This is a genomic window from Planctomycetota bacterium, assembly GCA_035574235.1.
Lineage (GTDB): Bacteria > Planctomycetota > MHYJ01 > MHYJ01 > JACPRB01 > DATLZA01.
The window spans coordinates 1-16396 of sequence record DATLZA010000096.1; the positions used below are offsets into that span (position 1 = coordinate 1).

Sequence of the window (16396 nt, forward strand, 5' to 3'; positions counted from 1 at the left end):
CGATCGGCACGCTCGCGGAATTCCAGAAGCGCGCCCGCCTCAAGGAGAAGCCGGGCGACCTTCCCGACGCGCGGGGAATGATCGCGCAGCTCCTGGCGGACCACGAGGCGATCGTGCGGACCCTCCGGGAGGACCTCCAGACCGCGCTCGAGAAGCACGGCGACGCGGGAACGAGCGACTTCCTCACGGGCCTGATGGAACGCCACGAGAAAATGGCGTGGATGCTCCGCGCCTTCCTGGAAGGCCGTTAGCGCGGCGCCAGCGCCTGCGGAATGAGGAGCGCGACGCCCGACCGGCCCGGGTAGCGCCGGCGCAGGAACCGCCGTTCGTCCCGCCGCAGCCGCTCCGCCTCCAGGGGCGGCGTCTCCTCCGGCCGCAGCGTGCAGCGCGCGCACCCTTCCGGATAAAGGACGGCGCCGGAAACGTCCACGACCGGAATCCCGCTCAGGCGGCAGGTCAGCGGCCGGTGCGCGTACAGGCGGCATTCGCCCGCCGGCCCGAGCGCCGGACACTCGACGGGCCCCAGCCGGTCGCAGAGCTCGTCGATCTCGCGCTCCGACCAGCCGTCCAGATCCTCCCCCAGGCGGGGAAACTCCGCCCGGAGCCGCTCGACGAGGTCCCGGGCGCGCCTCTCGATGTCCGCGCGCACGTCGGCCGGCGCCTGCGCCAGCCCTTCGCGCAGAAGCTCGGCGTCCGCCGGCGTGATGTCGAACAGCCCCAGGCAGCAGTCCCGGCAGCCCTTGCCGCAGGGAACGCGGTCGGGAAAGCGCTCCCGGACGCTCCGGTACCAGGCGTCCGCGCGCTCCAGAAGCCTCCGGTATTCCTCCACGCGTACATTCTCGCCGAAGGGCCTTCCCCGATCTACTTCCGCGTTCCGAGCAGCTCCAGCATCGCCCGCGAAAGAGCCAGCGTTCCCGTGCGGATCGTGGGCTCCGGGTCCACCGCCCATTTCGAGGAGTGAAGCCCGATCGACGGATCGTGCCCCGGCGGAGCCCCGCCGACGCGGAACTGAAGCCCCGGAACGCCGTAATGCCTCGGGAAACGGCTGAAGTCTTCGCCTCCCATGCTGGGCTCGCCCCGCAGAACCCGGTCCGCTCCGAAAAGCCTCGAGAAGACCTCGCGCATCCTCTCCGAAAGCTCGGGATCGTGGTAGCCGGCGGGGGTGAATACGTCGGCCTCCTTCACCTCGACCGGAACGGGCGCCCGGTGCACCTCGGCCACTTGCCGCGCGATGTGCGCGATCTCCTCCAGAAGCTTCTGGCGCACCTCGTCTTCGTACGAGCGGACGGTAAGCTGGAGCCGCGCCTCGTCCGGAATGATGTTGTGCTTGGTGCCCGCGTGGAAGGACCCCACCGTGACCACCGCCCGCGTCCCCGGGGCCAGCTTCCGGCTCACGATCGTCTGAAGCGCCAGAACGATCTCGGCTCCGATGACGATCGGATCCACGGTCCGATGGGGCCAGGCGCCGTGGCCGCCCCGGCCTCGAATGATGATGTCGATCGAGTCCACGTGGGCGGAGGCGAACCCCGGACAGATCCCCACGGTCCCGGCGGGATCGATTCCGTTATGAACGCTCAGACACGCCACGGGCCGGCCGGGCATGGCCTGGTGAAACTTGGGGTCCTCGAGCATCTGCAGCGCCCCGCGCCCCACCTCCTCGGCGGGCTGGCCCACCAGCACCGCCGTGCCCGACCAGCGGTCGCGCAGGGCGGCCAGCGCGCGGGCCATCCCCACCCCGATCGCCATGTGCGAATCGTGCCCGCAGGCGTGCATCGCGCCCGTGGTGCTCGCGTAAGGGAGCCCCGTTTCCTCCTTTACAGGCAGCGCGTCCATGTCCACGCGCGCCAGGACGATCGGACCCGGGCCGTTCCTCAGCACCGCCACCACGCCGGTGCCGCCGACCCCTTCGGTCACCTCCCAGCCGGCCTCGCGCAGTTCCCGCGCCACGCGCGCCGCGGTCCGCACTTCCTGGAGCGAAAGCTCGGGATTCTGATGGAACCATTGATAGAGCTCGACGAGCCTCCGAAGATCCGCCTCGACGGTCTTTCGGAGCGGCTCGTGGATTTCGTCGGTCCGGCCCGCCGGAAGCGGAAGACGCTCCGGAGGCCGCGCCGGAGGAGACCCGGCCGCGCACGCGCCCAGGAGAACCGCCGCCCCAAGAACCGTCCGCTTCATGAAGGTTCCTCCTTTCCCGCCGAGGCCCGCCGGACCCACCGAAGCTTGGCCGAGCGCGACCTGGGGTTGCGCGCCTGCTCTTCGGGCCCGGGCCGCACCGGCTCGTCGCTCCCGCGATCATAAATTCCCGCCCGCAGGCCGTCACGGAATGCCCGCTTCACCCGCCGATCCTCCCCGCTGTGGAACGTCAGAATCGCGGCCACGCCGCCGGGGCGCAGAAGCCGCGGCACCACCGCCAGAAGACGCTCCAGGTTCTGCAGCTCGCGGTTGACGAGCATCCGGATCGCCTGAAACGTCCGCGCCGCCGGATGAAGCCTGGCCCCCGCCGCCCGGCGCGGCGAGAACCCCCGCGCCTCGCAGACGATCTCCGCCAGCTCCCGCGTCGTCCGCACCGGCCGGCGCTCGACGATCATGCGCGCAATCCGCTCCGCCTGCTCTTCGTCCCCCAGCTCCCGGAGCGCCCGGGCCAGATCCTCCTCCGAAATCTCCTGGAGGAGCGCCGCAGCGGGCTTTCCGCGCGTCGGGTCCAGGCGCATGTCCAGGGGGCCCGGCCGGCGGTAGGAGAACCCGCGCGCGGGATCGTCGAGGTGAGGGCTGGCGACCCCGAGGTCCGCCAGGATTCCATCGACGAGCTCGATCCCGAGTTCGGCCAGGATGGAGGGAAGCCCGGCGAAGTTGCCGTGACGGACGACGAAATCTCCGCCCGCTTGCGCCAGGCGCCGGCGCGCCCGCTCGACGTGGGCGGGGTCCAGGTCCACGCCCACGATCCGGGCGCCGCGCCGCGCCAGCTCCACGGCGTGGCCCCCCAGACCGATCGTGGCGTCGACGATCGTCCTGCCGGGGGCGGGCGCCAGGATCGCCACGACCTCTTCGAGAAGGATCGGGACGTGCTCCGGATCGGCCATCGTCATTCCGAAGACAGAACGTCCACCCACTGGCGGGCGATCGCCGCGGGGTCGAGCGACAGGACGCGCGGCACAAGCCGCGCGCGGGGCAGCGCGCGGGCCATGGTTTCGGCGATCTCCCACGGATGGGAGGGGTCTCCCCGAACGGCGAGAATCCGCACGGGCGCGGTCAGCCCGGCCAGCGCGTCCGGCCAGGGATCGACGACCGGCCAGTCCGCCGTGGCGCGGAACGCGGCGGCCAGCTTGGGTCCCAGGCGCGCCGGATCGTAGCGCCCCCAGTCCGCCCGCAGCGCTTCCTGCCAGGCGCGCGCCCGGGAAGGGCTCATGCCTTCGACGATCCGGCGGGCGGCTTCCTCGAGATCCGCCCGCTTCAGCGCCTCCGCCACGCGCTGCGTCCGGACGGGATCGCGGCGCGGCCGGGGCCCGAAACCGGGAAGATCCTGGACGAGGATCCGCACCCGCCCGGGCGAGCGCAGGGCGAACCGCAGGGCCGTGGCCGCCCCGAGCGAAGTGCCTCCGACGGCCGCCCGCTCCCAGCCGAAATGATCGAGAATCGCGCCCCAGTCGCCGGCCATCGCGTCCGGATCGACCGGCCCTTCCGTTTCGCCGTGGCCCCGCTGGTCGAACGCCACCGTCGTGAAGCGCGGGCCGAAAACGGAAGCGGCCGCGGCGAAGTACGCCTTGGAGAAGGCCAGAGGATGGGCCACGACGAGGGGCGGGCCGGAACCGAATCGGACGCCGGCCAGCTCCGCGTCGCCGGATCGGACACGGAAGGGCGTCACGTCCACGCCGGGACTATAGAACGGAGCCGCCGGGGGGTAAAGGGGACGGGGTCACCCGCGGGGAGAAGCGTCTTCGGCGTTCGGAACGCCGTCGCGATCCCAATCCTGGCGACCGTCGAGTTCTCCGTCGGCGTCCTCGTCGGCATTGCGGGGATCCAGTCCCCGGGCGGTCTCGTCCGCGTCGCGGATGCCGTCTCCGTCGGTATCCTCGCGCGGATCGTCGCACGGACGCGCGGGGTCGATCTCCCGGCCGTAGGTCCCCGCGGCCGCTCCGGCCGCGTTGCCGGACACCACGTTGCCGCAGATTTTTCCCTGAGGCCACCGCTGCACCCGCAGGCCGCCCGCGCGGTTGTCGCGCAGGACATTGTGGTAGACGTCGTTTTCGATGCCGTCGCGCTCGCCGTCTCCTCCGAGCCGGATCCCCGCGCCGGCGTTGCCGTAGACCACGTTGAAGCGGAAGACGTTGCGGTTGCCGCGGCATCCCAGGCCGCCGGAATCGGGATCGAGCTGGCCGGTCACCTCGTTGTACTCGACCCGGTTGGCGAAGGACGCCTCCTTGATGTCGACGGCCTCGTTCCCCCGGGTGTCGAAGAAGTTGTGGTGGATCCAGTTCTCGGAGCAGGCGTCCGGATCGGCGGTGGGGTTTTTTCCGTCCTTGAGCTGTTCCGGAGCGGTGCCGATGTAGACGGCCTCCCCATTCTTGCCGCCGCCCTTGAAGCGGAAGTCGTAGACACCGCAGCGTTCGAACCGGCAGAAGGCGATCTCGTTGCGACGGGCGAAATAGCGCAACCGCACGGCTTCGCCCCCCGAGTTGCGGAAAGTCATCCGGAGCACCCGCAAGCCCGTGACCCCACGGCGCGGCTCCGAACCGTGCACGTAAAGAAGGATGTCGCGATAGCCCCGGGGATGGTCCGGGGAGCCGTGGAGGCCGTCCACCGTGAATCCGCGGAGCGTGTGATAATCGTGGCGGATCAGGATGACGCGGTCTTCGCCCCCGCCCTGAATCACGGCCTCCGGGGGGCCTTCGATCGTAATCGGCCGTCCGGGTTCACCGTGCCGGACGGAGCGCAGGTCCTGCCGGTAGATTCCGGGAGCCAGATGGATCGTGTCTCCCGGACCCGCCTCGTCGAGGATCTTCTGGATCGTACGGCGGGCGCGCTCGGGAGAACGACCGTCCCGCGCATCGTCGCCGTCCGGCCGCACGTAGAAGTCGTCCGCCCGGGCGACGCCCGCCGCCAGAAACAACGCCCCCACGACCGCCGACAGTCTCACGGCAGGATATCATCGCGCCGGAGGCTGCCGGCGTTACACCGGATCGCGCTTGGACGATCAGTATTTTTCGGTCGCGGGAGCGACCTTCAGGGTTTCCCGCCGTCCTTTCCGGATCACTTCCAGCTCGAATCCCTTTTCGAGCCGCTGCCGGACCGCCGCGCGGAAGTCCTCGGGGCTTCCCACGGGCTTGCCGTCCAGAGCGATTACCACGTCGTGTCGCCGAACGCCGGCCTTCTCGGCGGCGCTTCCGGGCTGGACGTCCAACACCACCAGCCCTTCCCCTTCCTTAAGATTCAGGTGCTCGGCGAGCGCTTCATCGACGCGCCCCACGCTCACCCCGAAGGCGCGCCCCGAGGCGGCCTCCCCGGGCTCCTTCCGGAAACCCGGCGGACCGAACCGGCGGAAGCGTTCGAAAAACTCCCTCTGCCGTTCCAGCCAGCGGTCCCATTCGTCCCGGTCCCATGACTCGTCCGGCTCGAAGGGCCAGCGCCATTCTTTCCAGGCCCAGGGCCCCTTGAATTCGCGATCCTGGCGCGGGACGAAGCGGTCGATCCGATACTCCTTGGCGATCTCGGGGTATTGACGCTTGAACTCCTCGAGCGACTCCGCCCGGTAGGTCTTGTGCACCTTGCGACCGGTTTCCTTATCCTCCTCCCGGACGGTCACCTCGACGCTGCCGTCGGGGTTGAGCTGGAAGGTCATGCCCTTGACGAGATCGCGACCCGTGACGCGCAGCTCGGAGCGGACGGACCGGTCCCCCTCGCCGGGCTTTCGGGCGCGCCGCTCGATTTCGTCGATCGCCTTCCGGGCGCGGTGGGCGCGCTCCGCGTCGGAGTCCTCGAGCGCCTTGCGGAGGGCCGGAAGGGCGGCGGACCCGATTTCGACGAGTTCCTTCTGGGCTTTCTCGCGGACCTCGTATTCCGGAGCGCCCAGATCCTGGATGAGCTTCTCGATCCGCGCGGCGTCGGCGTCCTGCAGAGCCAGGAACGCCGCCAGCAAAGCGATGAAGAGGTACATGAAGCCATCCCTCCCGGGCACGGGCCGGGCCGGCGCCCGGCCCGTGCCGCGAACCGCGTGACTGAACTAACCGGTGCGCACCTGGATCTTTCGAGGTTTCGCCTCGGCCACCTTGGGAAGCCGCAGCGTCAGCACGCCGTCGGCATACTCGGCCTGGATGCCGTTCGCATCCACGTCGTGCCCCACCGCGAACGAGCGACGATAGTCCGCCACATCGTACTCCCGAAGGATCCACGAACCCTGCCCGTTCCGGCGCGGCGCGACCGGCGCGTGAATCGAAAGCGTTCCGTTCTCGAAACGCACGTCGATCCGCTCCGGGTCGGCGCCGGGCAGGTCGCAGTGGACGAGGACTTCGTCGGCCGTCTCGGCCACGTCGACGGCCGGGACGTAATGGAACGCCGAAGCTTCGTGTTCCGCGGGCGCGGAGGCACCCGCGGCGCCTTTGCGGGCCATTTCCTTGGTCGCCATCGCTCACACCTCCTTGCGCCGAAAACCGCCTACGACGACTTCCGATTCACCGGGATCCGGCGGGGCCGAGCCGCCTCGGCCTTCGGAAGCGTGATCGTCAGAACGCCGTTCCGGAAGGCCGCCTGAACCTTGTCGGCGTCGATGGGCACCGGAAGTTCGAGCACGCGCACGAACTTGCCCCAACCCCGCTCCCGGCGATGCCAGGTCCAGTTCTCCTTCGCCTCGATCTTGCGCTCGCCGCGGAGCGTCAGCACGTTCCCTTCGACGCACACGTCCAGGTCCTCGATCCGACACCCGGGGATTTCCGCCTCCGCATAGAGGTTCTGGTCGTCCTCCCAGACGTTCAAGGCGGGATACGTCCCGAGCTCGGCCGCCCCGTCGGAGCGTTCCCCGTTGGCCGAGCCGAAGCACTCCTGGAACAGTTCGTCCATTTCGCGCCGCAGCCAGCCGATCCGATCCTCAAGCTCGCTCAACGGACCCATCATGGACGTCCCTCCTTTCGCCACAACCGACTTCTATCGGCGCCCTCGCAAAAGGTATGCCAACACCCATTGGAGCAAATACCGCATCCTACTGGACACCAATAGGTTATAGATTATCGGAGAGCTTTTCAGATCGCGCCTGCCAGAGTGACAGAAGCCCCATGGGCATGCCTTGGAGAAATTTTTAAAAGGGTATATTTTATTCGTCATCGAGAGATACGGACGGATGAAGCTCGCGGCGATCGTGCTTGTTTGCGGAGCGGCTTTGGGTCTTCTCCTGTGGCTTCAGCTCCGTTCACGCGCACGGGCGCCGGAATTGTCCCAGGACATCCTGCGACGCCGCTTGCCCCAGTGGACCGCTCCTGTCACGGCGCGCCAGGCCGCCGAGCTTGTCCTTGCCGAGGCGCGGTCCCGGGATGCCGGGGCGCGCCTCCTGGAAGTCGCCAGCGGCGAGGACATCGACGCGCAGGGACGTTCCTCCCGGTGGTGGTTTCTCTTCCATCTTCCCAACGGGCGGAAGCTGGCCTCCTACGAGCTGGCCCCGGCTCGGGACTGGAACGGAGACCTTCCGATTCCCTACGAGCTTGAAGAACGACTTCGGCCCGCCGGCGCCGGGACCCGTCCGGCGCTGCCGATTCCGTTCCGGGACTCTTCCGAAGCGGCGCGCGCCCTGGCCGCCCAGGGACTGGACTTCGCCGCCGCAAGCACGTCGATGGCCTTGTCCGCCCGCGCCACCGGAACGAGCGAACCTCAGTGGGAAATCCAGGCCGTCGGCCGGACGTATCGGACCCCCTTCGGGACCGTCTCAAACAGATGACAAAACGCGGGATTTTCCTATGCTGGAAGGCGGAGGCCCGGTCGGAACTCCGGGCCCGGAATAACCCGATTCGCGAGGGCTGGACTCATGCAGGACCTGATCAAAGCGCTCAATGACTGCTACCGCCACGAACTGACGATGGTCGTGCGCTACGCCAACTACGCGCTGCACGCCACCGGCATCGACCGCATGCACCTCAAGGAACTCTTCGAGGCCGCCTCCAAAGACTCGCTCGACCACGCCGCCAAGGTGGGCCTTAAGATTTTCTCTCTCGGCGGGACGCCCCAGGGCAAAGTGGCCGAGGATCTCGGCTCCGTGCCCGCCGGCAACGACGCCCTCCTGGAGCAGGCGCTCAAGGACGCCGAGGCGTCCGTGAACCTTTATTCCGAGACGATCCCCCTCGTCAAGAAGGACCTGGCGCTCCGCGAACTGCTCGTTCACATCCTCAAGGAGGAGCAGGAAGAGGTGGACGAGCTTCGCATGCTCCTGCGGAAGTAGGGACTACCCCCCGCGCCGGAGTCCCCGGGGCGCGGCGGCCGCCGCCGGCGCGGGCGCCGGCAGACCCCGCATCTCGAAGAGAAACCGCGAGGGAAAGCAGGCCTCCCGTCGCCCGTACCGGGCGCGCGTCTTGGCCCGCGTGATCGTCAGCTCGACCCGGGCGCGCGTGATCCCCACGTACATGAGCCGGCGCTCCTCTTCGATCCCGTCCTCCGCCGCCGAGCGGTGGTGCGGAAGCAGCCCCTCCTCCGCCCCCACGAGATAGACGCGCGGGAACTCCAGCCCCTTGGCCGCGTGGAGCGTCATGAGCGTCACCCGCTCCCGGGGCTCCTCCTCGTCCTCCTCCGGTTCCTCCGCCGCCAGCGTCAGCTCCTCGAGGAACCCCTCGACCCCGCGCCCCCCGGCGCGTCGCGCGTAGTTCTCCGCGAGATTCGCGATCTCTTCGACGGCGGCCCACCGCGCCTGCCGCGCCACGGCGTCCGGATAGCACCGCTCCAGCTCCTTCGGATAATCGAGCGCCGCCAGGAGCTTGCGGATCGCCGCCGGAAGTCCCTCCGCCTTCTCCCAGGCCGCGAATTCCGCCAGCGTCCGGCGAAACCGCCGCACCGCCTCGACCGCCGCCGCGCCCAGACCGTCCCCCGGCCGGGCCCGATCCAGAACCTGCCCCACCGAGATCCCTTCGCGCGCGGCGGCCTCGAGCGCCCGATCCACGGTGGCCTTCCCCACGCCCCGAGGCGGCACGTTGAGCACCCGAAGGAGGGACGGCTCGTCGTCGGGATTGACGGCCAACCGAAGATAGGCGAGGACGTCCCTCACTTCCTTGCGGTCAAAAAAGGACATCCCGCCCACGAGCTCGTACGGAATCCGCGCGGCCCGGAGCGCGGCTTCGAAAGGCCGCGGCTGCGTCTGCGTGCGGAAAAGGATCGCGAAGTCGCCCAGCCGCGCCTTGCCCTGCCGCACCCGGTGCGCGATCTCCTCGACCACAAACTGCGCTTCGTGCTCCTCGTCCTCCAGCTCGAAGACGCGCACGGGGTCCCCCCGCCCCGCCTGCGCGCGCAACGACTTCTCGTGGCGCGCCCGGTTGTGGCGGATCACGGACGCCGCGGCGTCCAGAATCGACTGCGTCGAACGATAGTTCGCCTCCAGCCGCACGATCTGCGCCCCGGGAAAATCGCGGGGGAAATTGAGGATCTTGCGGACGTCGGCGCCCCGGAAAGCGTAGATCGACTGGTCGTCGTCGCCGACCACGGCGATGTTCCGGTGCCGCCCCGCCAGCCGGCGCAGGATCTCGTACTGCGGGGCGTTGGTGTCCTGGTACTCGTCCACCAGAAGATGAAGGTATCGGTCCTGCGCGCGGCGCAGCACCCCTTCGTCGCGGTCCAGGAGACGGACCGTCCGAAGCAGAAGATCGTCGAAGTCCACCGCGCCGGAGCGCCGCAGGTGCTCCTCATAGGCGCGATACGCCCGGGCGGCAAGCTCCTCTCCGTCCTCGGTCGCGCAGTCGAGCGCCTCCTCGGGAGACACGAGCCGGTTCTTGTACCGGGAGACGGCGGCCAGGGCCGCGTTCGGATGCAGCGACGTCTCCGGGATGCGGACCTCGCGCAGCGCGTTCTTGATCGCCGAAAGCTGATCCGCCTCGTCGCAGATCGTGAACCCCGGGCGGAGTCCCGCGGCCGCGGCGTGCTCCCGCAGGAACCGCGCGCAGAACGAATGGAAGGTCGATACCGTCAGCTCGCGGGCCGTCGCCGCCCCCACGAGATCGGCCACCCGTTCGCGCATCTCGCGGGCGGCCTTGTTCGTGAAGGTCACCGCCAGGACGTTCCGGGCGGACACCCCCCGCGCCAGAAGACAGGCGATCCGGCGCGTCACCACGCGGGTCTTGCCCGTCCCGGCGCCGGCCAGAACGAGGAGCGGGCCCTCCCCGTGAGCGACCGCCCGCCGCTGCTCCGGGTTGAGGTCGGCGACGAGGGCGGACTCCGCGGGGAGGGCGGCTCGGTCCATGGAATCCTCTCTCTCCAGGGCCAGGAAGCGAGCGGGATTCTACCGGCCGACTCCGGACGTGTCCACCCATATCGGCGGCGCGCGCTTGAACTTCCCCGCGCCGGAGGCGAAAATGATTTTCATGAGCGTTCGACCGGACGCCCGTGGGCCGGCCCTGGCGCTTTTCGCGCTCCTGGCCGCCTGCGCGCCGGCGGACCCGCCGGGGGAAAGCGCCATGAAAGACGGCTCCGAGAAGATCCGCTGCGCCGACTGCGAAACGCCCGCCGTGCCCGAATCAGAGCTCCCGGCCACGGAAGAGGAATGGAAGAAGCGCCTCACGCCCGCCCAGTTCCACATCCTCCGCCGGCGCGGCACGGAGCCGCCCTACTCGGGCGCGTACCTCCACCACAAGGAGGACGGAATCTACGCTTGCGCCGGCTGCGGCCAGCCGCTCTACGATTCCCGCACGAAGTACGACTCCTGCGGCTGGCCTTCCTTCTGGGACGCGCTTCCGGGAGCCGTGGCCACCCGCGACGACGGAAGCGGCGCCCCCGAGGCGATCTGCTCGCGCTGCAAGGGCCACCTGGGGCACATCTTCGACGACGGCCCGCCGCCCACCGGCAAACGCCACTGAATCAATTCGCTCGCGCTCCAGTTCGTGGAGCGCCGGAAGGCCAGACGGTAGCGCCGCTTCCCCCTCAGCGCCATTCGTGCTTCGGGTAACGGCGCTGAAGTTCCTTCTTTACCTTCGGATACTGCTCGGCCCAGAAGGCCTCCAGATCCGTCGTCACCTGCACCGGCCGCCGGCTGGGGGCGAGAATCCGCACCCGCGGCGTCACCCGCCCGAGCGCGATCGCCGGAACGCGCGTGACGCCGTAGAGCTCCTGAATCGTGAGGGCGACGCTCGGCGCCTCCTCCGCGCCGTAGTCCACCCGGGGACGCCGGCCGTTGGCCAGCTCCAGGCGCTCCGGAGCGTGCCGGTCCACGAGATCCTGCTGCGCCGGACTCAGCCAGGCGCGCGCCACGGGAAGCACCGCGCGCTCCTTGAGGTCCTTGAAGGACACCGCCCCCGCGCACACCTGCTGCATCAGAAGATCCCGGGCCTCCCCGTCGATCGGCGGAATCCCGAGCTCCGGACACGCGCGGGCCAGAAGGTTCACCCGCCGGATCCACTGCTCGACCGCTTCGGTCCAGCCGGGAAGCTCCAGCCGCCCCGCGCGCACCTCCGCCGCCAGAAGCCGCGCCGCCTCCTCCGCCGGCGGCGGTTCCACCCGCCGGCGTTCCAGGACCAGATCGCGGAACCGCGTCTGATCCTCCGCCACCACCCGCCGCGCCGCGGAGTCGTAAAACACGTGCCGCCGGACCTCCAGATCCCCGGGAAAGGCCTCCCGGAGCCAGGCGGGCTCGATCGGGGCGGCCAGCGAAAGCAGCGTCTGCGCCTCTCCGCCGCGCCCCTCGATCTCGCGGATCTCCGCCGCCACGAAAAACTCGGCCGAGCGCACGGCGCTTTCGCGCGCCAGAAGCCCCCGCCGGCCGTGAACCCGCTCGCACCGAAGCGTCCCGGGCTCCGCCCGCCGCGCCACCCGGTCGGGGAAGCCCGCCAGAAGACAGCGGGCCAGCGCCTCCCCGGACGCCCCCCGCGGGCGCGTGTCCAGACCCTCGCGTTCGGCGATCCGCAGGAGCTGGTCCCGGAGGGGCCCCACGCGCCGCGCCGCCCCGGCGTGAAGGCCCGCGCGGCGGCAGGCCTCGGGATGGAAGTCGTGCCGCGCGGCGTATTCCCAGGCCCGCCGGAGAAGCTCGAAGTCGGACTCCGCGCGGCCGCCGAGGATCTTTTCCCGGAACGCCGCCGTCTCGTCGTCCACGTTCCGCAGAAGAAGCTCCCGTCCCTCCGACAGCGCCGCCGCCAGCGCCGCCTCCGGAACCGCGCCCCAGGCTTCGGCCGCCAGGAGCATCCGCGCCGTGCGCGGGTGCAGCGGAAAGGCCGCCATCCGCCGGCCCATCTCCGTCAGCCGCCCCTCCCGTAGCGCCCCGAGATCGCCCAGCAGTTCCTCCGCGGCCGCCCAGGCGCGCTCTTCCGGCGGATCCAGCCACCGCAGCGCCCGGGGATCCTCCACCCCCGCGGCCTGGAGCAGCAGAAGGGCTTCCGAAAGATCCAGGCGGCGGATTTCGGGAACCTCCCGGGCGGGCCGCGCGGCGTGCTCGCGCTCCCCCCACAGGCGCACGCAGGTTCCGGGAGCGGTCCGTCCCGCCCGGCCGGCGCGCTGGTCGGCGGACGCGCGGCTGATCTTTTCGACGAACAGCGTGTTGAGGCCGCGCGCCGGATCGTGGCGCGGCACGCGGGCCAGGCCGCTGTCCACGACGAGCCGGACGCCCTCGAGGGTGATCGACGTCTCCGCGACGTTCGTGGCCGCCACGATCTTGGGCCGGTCGTAGCACGCCACGGCGGCGTCCTGCTCGGCCGGCGGAAGTTCTCCGTGCAGGGGAAAAAGCAGGTAGCCCCCCGATTCGGGCCGCTCCCCGAGCGCCTCGAGCGTCCGGCCGATCTCGTAGGCTCCCGGCATGAAGATGAGGACGTCGCCCCGGCCGCCCCGCTGCGCCCAGCGGGCGAACGCTTCGGCCGCGCGGTCCCACACGGGACCTTCCCCGGGCGCGTACTCGACCGAAACCGGGTAAAGGCGCCCTTCGGTCGCCAGAACCTCGCAGGGTTCGAGATACCTCGAGACGCGCTCGACGTCGAGCGTCGCGGAAAGAACCAGGATCGCCAGATCCGGGCGTTCCCGCTCCTGAAGCTCCAGGGCCCGCGCCAGGGTCAGGTCCCCGTACAGGTGGCGCTCGTGGAACTCGTCGAAGACGAGCGCGGCCACGCCCTCCAGCCGCGGCGAACGGATCATCTCGCGAAGGAGGATCCCCTCCGTCACGAACCGGATCCGGGTCCGGGGCCCCGTGACGTTCTCGAAACGCACCTGATAGCCCACGAGGTCTCCGAGAGGAGCGTCGAGTTCCCGGGCGACGCGGGCCGCCAGCATCCGCGCCGCCAGCCGGCGCGGCTGGAGGAGGACGGCCTGGCCCCGGTCGAGGAACCCTCCGCGAAGGAGCATCCGGGGGACCTGCGTCGATTTGCCCGACCCCGTGGGCGCGGAAAGGACGAGCCGGCGCGACCGCCGCAGGCGGGCCGTCAGCTCCGGTTCGAGATCCAGGACGGGAAGACGCGGTTCCATCGGAGGAGGGGCGATTATAGCACGCCTTCCTCTTGCACGCGGCGGGCCGGAAACGTACCTTTCGGGATCTCCCGATGCACGCGACCCTTCTTCAGGATCTCGGGCTCTGCGTCCTTTCGGCCACGGCGCTGGCGTTCGTGGCGCGGTGGCTCCGCCAGCCGCTCCTTCTGGCCTACATCGGCGCGGGGCTTCTCATCGGGCCGCCGGGCCTGAAGTGGATCCACGACGACCGGACGATCGCGCAGATCTCGGAGCTCGGCCTGGCCTTTCTTCTCTTCATCGTGGGGCTCGAGATCGACCTCAAGCAGCTCGTGCGGTCCGGCCGCGTGGCGGCGCTCCTGGGGACGGTCCAGGTGGTCGCCTGCGCCCTCCTCGGGTGGGGCGTGGCCCGGGCGCTCGGATACCGGGGCCTGCCGGCCGTCTATCTGGGAGTCGCCAGCGCGTTCAGCTCGACGATGATCGTGGTCAAGCTTCTGTCCGACAAGGCGGAACTCGACACGGTGGCCGGCCGGATCACGCTGGCGGTGCTTCTCATGCAGGACGTCCTGGCCATCGTGGTCCTGGCGGTCCAGCCGAACGTCTCGAATCCGGCGCTCGCGCCGCTGGGACTTTCGGTCCTCAAGGGGCTGGGGCTGGCGGCGGGGGCGATCCTCGCCAGCCGCTACGTGCTTCCGGTGCTCTTCCGGAGCGTCGCCAAGAGTCCCGAGATCCTCCTCATCGCGGCCATCTCGTGGTGTTTCCTTGTCTCGTACGCGGCGATGCGCGCGGATTTCTCGATCGCCATGGGGGCGCTCATCGCCGGGGTGTCGATCTCCACCTTCCCCTACTCCCTGGACGTCGTCGCCCGGATCCGTTCGCTGCGGGACTTCTTCGTGACGCTCTTTTTCGTCTCCCTGGGGATGCAGATCTCGGTGGGATCGGCCCGCACGCTCGGGGTAGCGGCGGCCCTCTCGGCGGCGGTGCTCCTGGGACGGTTCGTGCCGGTCGTGCCCACGCTTCGGGCGCTTCGGTACGGAAACCGCGTCGCTCTGCTGACGTCGCTCGCCCTGGCGCAGGTGAGCGAGTTTTCGCTCGTGATCGTCTCGCTGGGGCTGGGGCTCGGGCACGTGGACCGGGAGATCGTGTCCATCGTGGCGCTCGCGCTCGTGGCCACCTCCACGATTTCCACCTATCTCATCCAGTGGAACCACGCGATCGTCGGCGCGACGGTGCGGTTCCTGGCGCGCCGGGGCCAGATCGACCCGCAGGAACGCGAGACCCGCGCGGCCGGGCGCCGGCATCATCCGATCGTCATCGTGGGATGCCACCGCGCCGCGAGTTCCCTCGTTCCGCTCCTGGCCGAGGACGGCAAGAACTTCACGGTGATCGACTTCAACCCGGAGGTCCACCGGCGCCTGACCGAGATGGGGATCCCCTGCGTTTATGGGGACATCAGCCATCGGGACACGCTCGAACACGCGGGGGTCGAGGAGGCGAAGGTTCTGATCTCCAGCATTTCCGACGACTTCCTGCGCGGCACAAGCAACCTGACGCTGCTCAAGCAGCTCCGGGGGATGAACCCCCACGCCGCGATCATCGTGCGCGCGGAGAAGGTCGCCGACGCCCGGGCGATGTACGACGCGGGGGCGGATTACGTGCTTCTCCCGCGGCATCTCCTGGCCGAGCACATCCGGGAGATTCTGCGGCGGATCGACGAGGGGACGCTCTCGGAGGCGCGCGCGGCGGAACGGGCGGCCCTGGACCGGCGGGAGGAAGTGGTCCCCTGAATCAGAGCGGGCCGTCGTCGTACCACCCGTCGCTCAGGAGGGGCCCCGGTGAAACCTTGTGGGCGATCGGCGCGCCGCAGTGGCGCGCATACGCCTCGATGAAATCCTCGAACATTCCGTCGAGCGACAATCCGTTCCGGTTGGCGTACGTCCGGTAGGAAACCACGCCTTGGGGCGTAAGCGCGATGAGCCGCCGGCCCACGACGTTGCCCGCCGCCTCCTTCGCCCAGACGACCGCCTTGTCCACGTCGATGGCGTTCGACACCGCGCTCCAGACCTGGGATCCGCGAAGCGACAGGCACGAAGCGAACCCGTATTCGCCCATGAAAAGCACATGAAAGGGATCGGTCTCCACCTCGAGCGCAATCCGTCCCTGGTAATCGCTTTCGGGCGTCTCCGAAACCAGACGGACGCGCTCCAGATTCATGGCCGCTTCCTCCAGAAGCCCCGGGTCCGGCACCGGCTCTCCCTCCTCCCGGGGCGCCCGGGCGGCCGCCAGCGCCCGGGAGAGCTCGCCGTACGAGGAATCCTTAAGCCCCTGGACCCCCGCGCGCTCGAGAAGCGCGCGCGTCTGCGCGAGATCCGCCTGGATCCGGCGGCGCCGTTCCGCCGCCGCGTCCGCCGGTCGATACGCGTACTCGCGCCGGAAGGGCGCCCGCCAGCGCTCGAAGCGGATTCCCGGAAGGCGCTCGGCCACCCTTTTTTTCCACGCCTGCGCTTCCGGCTCAGTCCACATCCAGTCGTGCGGCCGCCCCTCGATCCGATCCTCGATCAGCCGGGCCAGCCACTTTCGGTTCTTCGGAAAACCGGAAAGCGCGCCGAAAAAGAGAAACGCCGGCAGGATCGAAGGCTCCACGTCCGCAACGCTCACCCTCCGTCCGAGAATCCACTCGAGCTTGTCCTCGTAGAGGCCCAGCCGCGCCCGTTCCACGGCCTCGACCGCCATCCGCGCGAGCTCCGCGCGCAGAGCGTCCGCCGCGCGCTTCTCCGCGTCGCGCCGCTCGCGCGCCGCGAGC

16 protein-coding genes are annotated in these 16396 nt (G+C 69.9%); 5 read left to right on the top strand and 11 right to left on the bottom strand.

Annotation, left to right across the window (positions count from 1 at the left end):
* A partial coding sequence (locus VNO22_08130) for a ferritin-like domain-containing protein (GenBank protein HXG61326.1) occupies positions 1-251 on the top strand: 251 nt, incomplete at its 5' end.
* Here VNO22_08130 and VNO22_08135 read toward each other — a convergent pair.
* From VNO22_08135 to VNO22_08170, 8 genes are all read right to left on the bottom strand, one after another.
* Positions 248-829: a YkgJ family cysteine cluster protein gene (locus VNO22_08135; protein ID HXG61327.1), complete on the bottom strand. Its 582-nt coding sequence runs from the start codon at positions 827-829 to the stop codon at positions 248-250. The two genes, VNO22_08130 and VNO22_08135, sit on opposite strands and share 4 nt — an antisense overlap.
* 32 nt (positions 830-861) lie before the next feature.
* Positions 862-2175 carry an amidohydrolase gene (locus tag VNO22_08140; GenBank protein HXG61328.1) on the bottom strand — a complete coding sequence of 438 codons (1314 nt, stop codon included), beginning with the start codon at positions 2173-2175 and terminating at the stop codon, positions 862-864.
* Positions 2172-3080, bottom strand: coding sequence for a 16S rRNA (cytosine(1402)-N(4))-methyltransferase RsmH (gene rsmH, locus VNO22_08145; GenBank protein ID HXG61329.1), 909 nt, complete (start codon positions 3078-3080; stop codon positions 2172-2174). The genes VNO22_08140 and rsmH overlap by 4 nt, the downstream gene beginning before the upstream one ends.
* Positions 3081-3082: 2 nt before the next feature.
* Entirely contained in the window at positions 3083-3868 is a 786-nt protein-coding gene (locus VNO22_08150; protein ID HXG61330.1) for an alpha/beta hydrolase, read from the bottom strand.
* Positions 3869-3913: 45 nt separating this feature from the next.
* A complete protein-coding gene (locus tag VNO22_08155; protein HXG61331.1) occupies positions 3914-5134 on the bottom strand; it encodes a right-handed parallel beta-helix repeat-containing protein in 1221 nt (406 codons plus the stop codon).
* Between the two features lie 57 nt (positions 5135-5191).
* Positions 5192-6151, bottom strand: coding sequence for a PDZ domain-containing protein (locus tag VNO22_08160; protein ID HXG61332.1), 960 nt, complete (start codon positions 6149-6151; stop codon positions 5192-5194).
* Between the two features lie 66 nt (positions 6152-6217).
* A complete protein-coding gene (locus tag VNO22_08165; protein HXG61333.1) occupies positions 6218-6619 on the bottom strand; it encodes an Hsp20/alpha crystallin family protein in 402 nt (133 codons plus the stop codon).
* Positions 6620-6648: 29 nt separating this feature from the next.
* Positions 6649-7104 carry an Hsp20/alpha crystallin family protein gene (locus VNO22_08170; protein ID HXG61334.1) on the bottom strand — a complete coding sequence of 152 codons (456 nt, stop codon included), beginning with the start codon at positions 7102-7104 and terminating at the stop codon, positions 6649-6651.
* Between the two features lie 223 nt (positions 7105-7327).
* Here VNO22_08170 and VNO22_08175 point away from each other — a divergent pair, with 223 nt between their 5' ends.
* Both VNO22_08175 and VNO22_08180 read left to right on the top strand, forming a co-directional pair.
* Positions 7328-7918 carry a hypothetical protein gene (locus VNO22_08175; GenBank protein HXG61335.1) on the top strand — a complete coding sequence of 197 codons (591 nt, stop codon included), beginning with the start codon at positions 7328-7330 and terminating at the stop codon, positions 7916-7918.
* Positions 7919-8005: 87 nt separating this feature from the next.
* Positions 8006-8416: a ferritin-like domain-containing protein gene (locus VNO22_08180; protein HXG61336.1), complete on the top strand. Its 411-nt coding sequence runs from the start codon at positions 8006-8008 to the stop codon at positions 8414-8416.
* 3 nt (positions 8417-8419) lie between these two features.
* Here the strand turns inward: VNO22_08180 and VNO22_08185 are convergent, their stop codons facing one another.
* Positions 8420-10417, bottom strand: coding sequence for a UvrD-helicase domain-containing protein (locus VNO22_08185; protein HXG61337.1), 1998 nt, complete (start codon positions 10415-10417; stop codon positions 8420-8422).
* A 214-nt stretch (positions 10418-10631) separates the two neighbouring features.
* Between VNO22_08185 and msrB the strand changes: the two genes are divergently transcribed.
* A complete protein-coding gene (gene msrB, locus VNO22_08190) occupies positions 10632-11030 on the top strand; it encodes a peptide-methionine (R)-S-oxide reductase MsrB (GenBank protein HXG61338.1) in 399 nt (132 codons plus the stop codon).
* Positions 11031-11094: 64 nt separating this feature from the next.
* Here msrB and hrpB read toward each other — a convergent pair whose 3' ends face one another.
* Positions 11095-13614 carry an ATP-dependent helicase HrpB gene (hrpB, locus tag VNO22_08195; protein HXG61339.1) on the bottom strand — a complete coding sequence of 840 codons (2520 nt, stop codon included), beginning with the start codon at positions 13612-13614 and terminating at the stop codon, positions 11095-11097.
* Between the two features lie 74 nt (positions 13615-13688).
* On the opposite strand from hrpB, the gene VNO22_08200 reads away from it, so the two are divergent.
* Positions 13689-15380, top strand: coding sequence for a cation:proton antiporter (locus tag VNO22_08200; GenBank protein HXG61340.1), 1692 nt, complete (start codon positions 13689-13691; stop codon positions 15378-15380).
* Between the two features lies 1 nt (position 15381).
* Here the strand turns inward: VNO22_08200 and VNO22_08205 are convergent.
* Positions 15382-16396, bottom strand: a 1015-nt coding sequence (locus VNO22_08205; GenBank protein ID HXG61341.1) for a hypothetical protein, incomplete at its 5' end; no start/stop codon positions are given.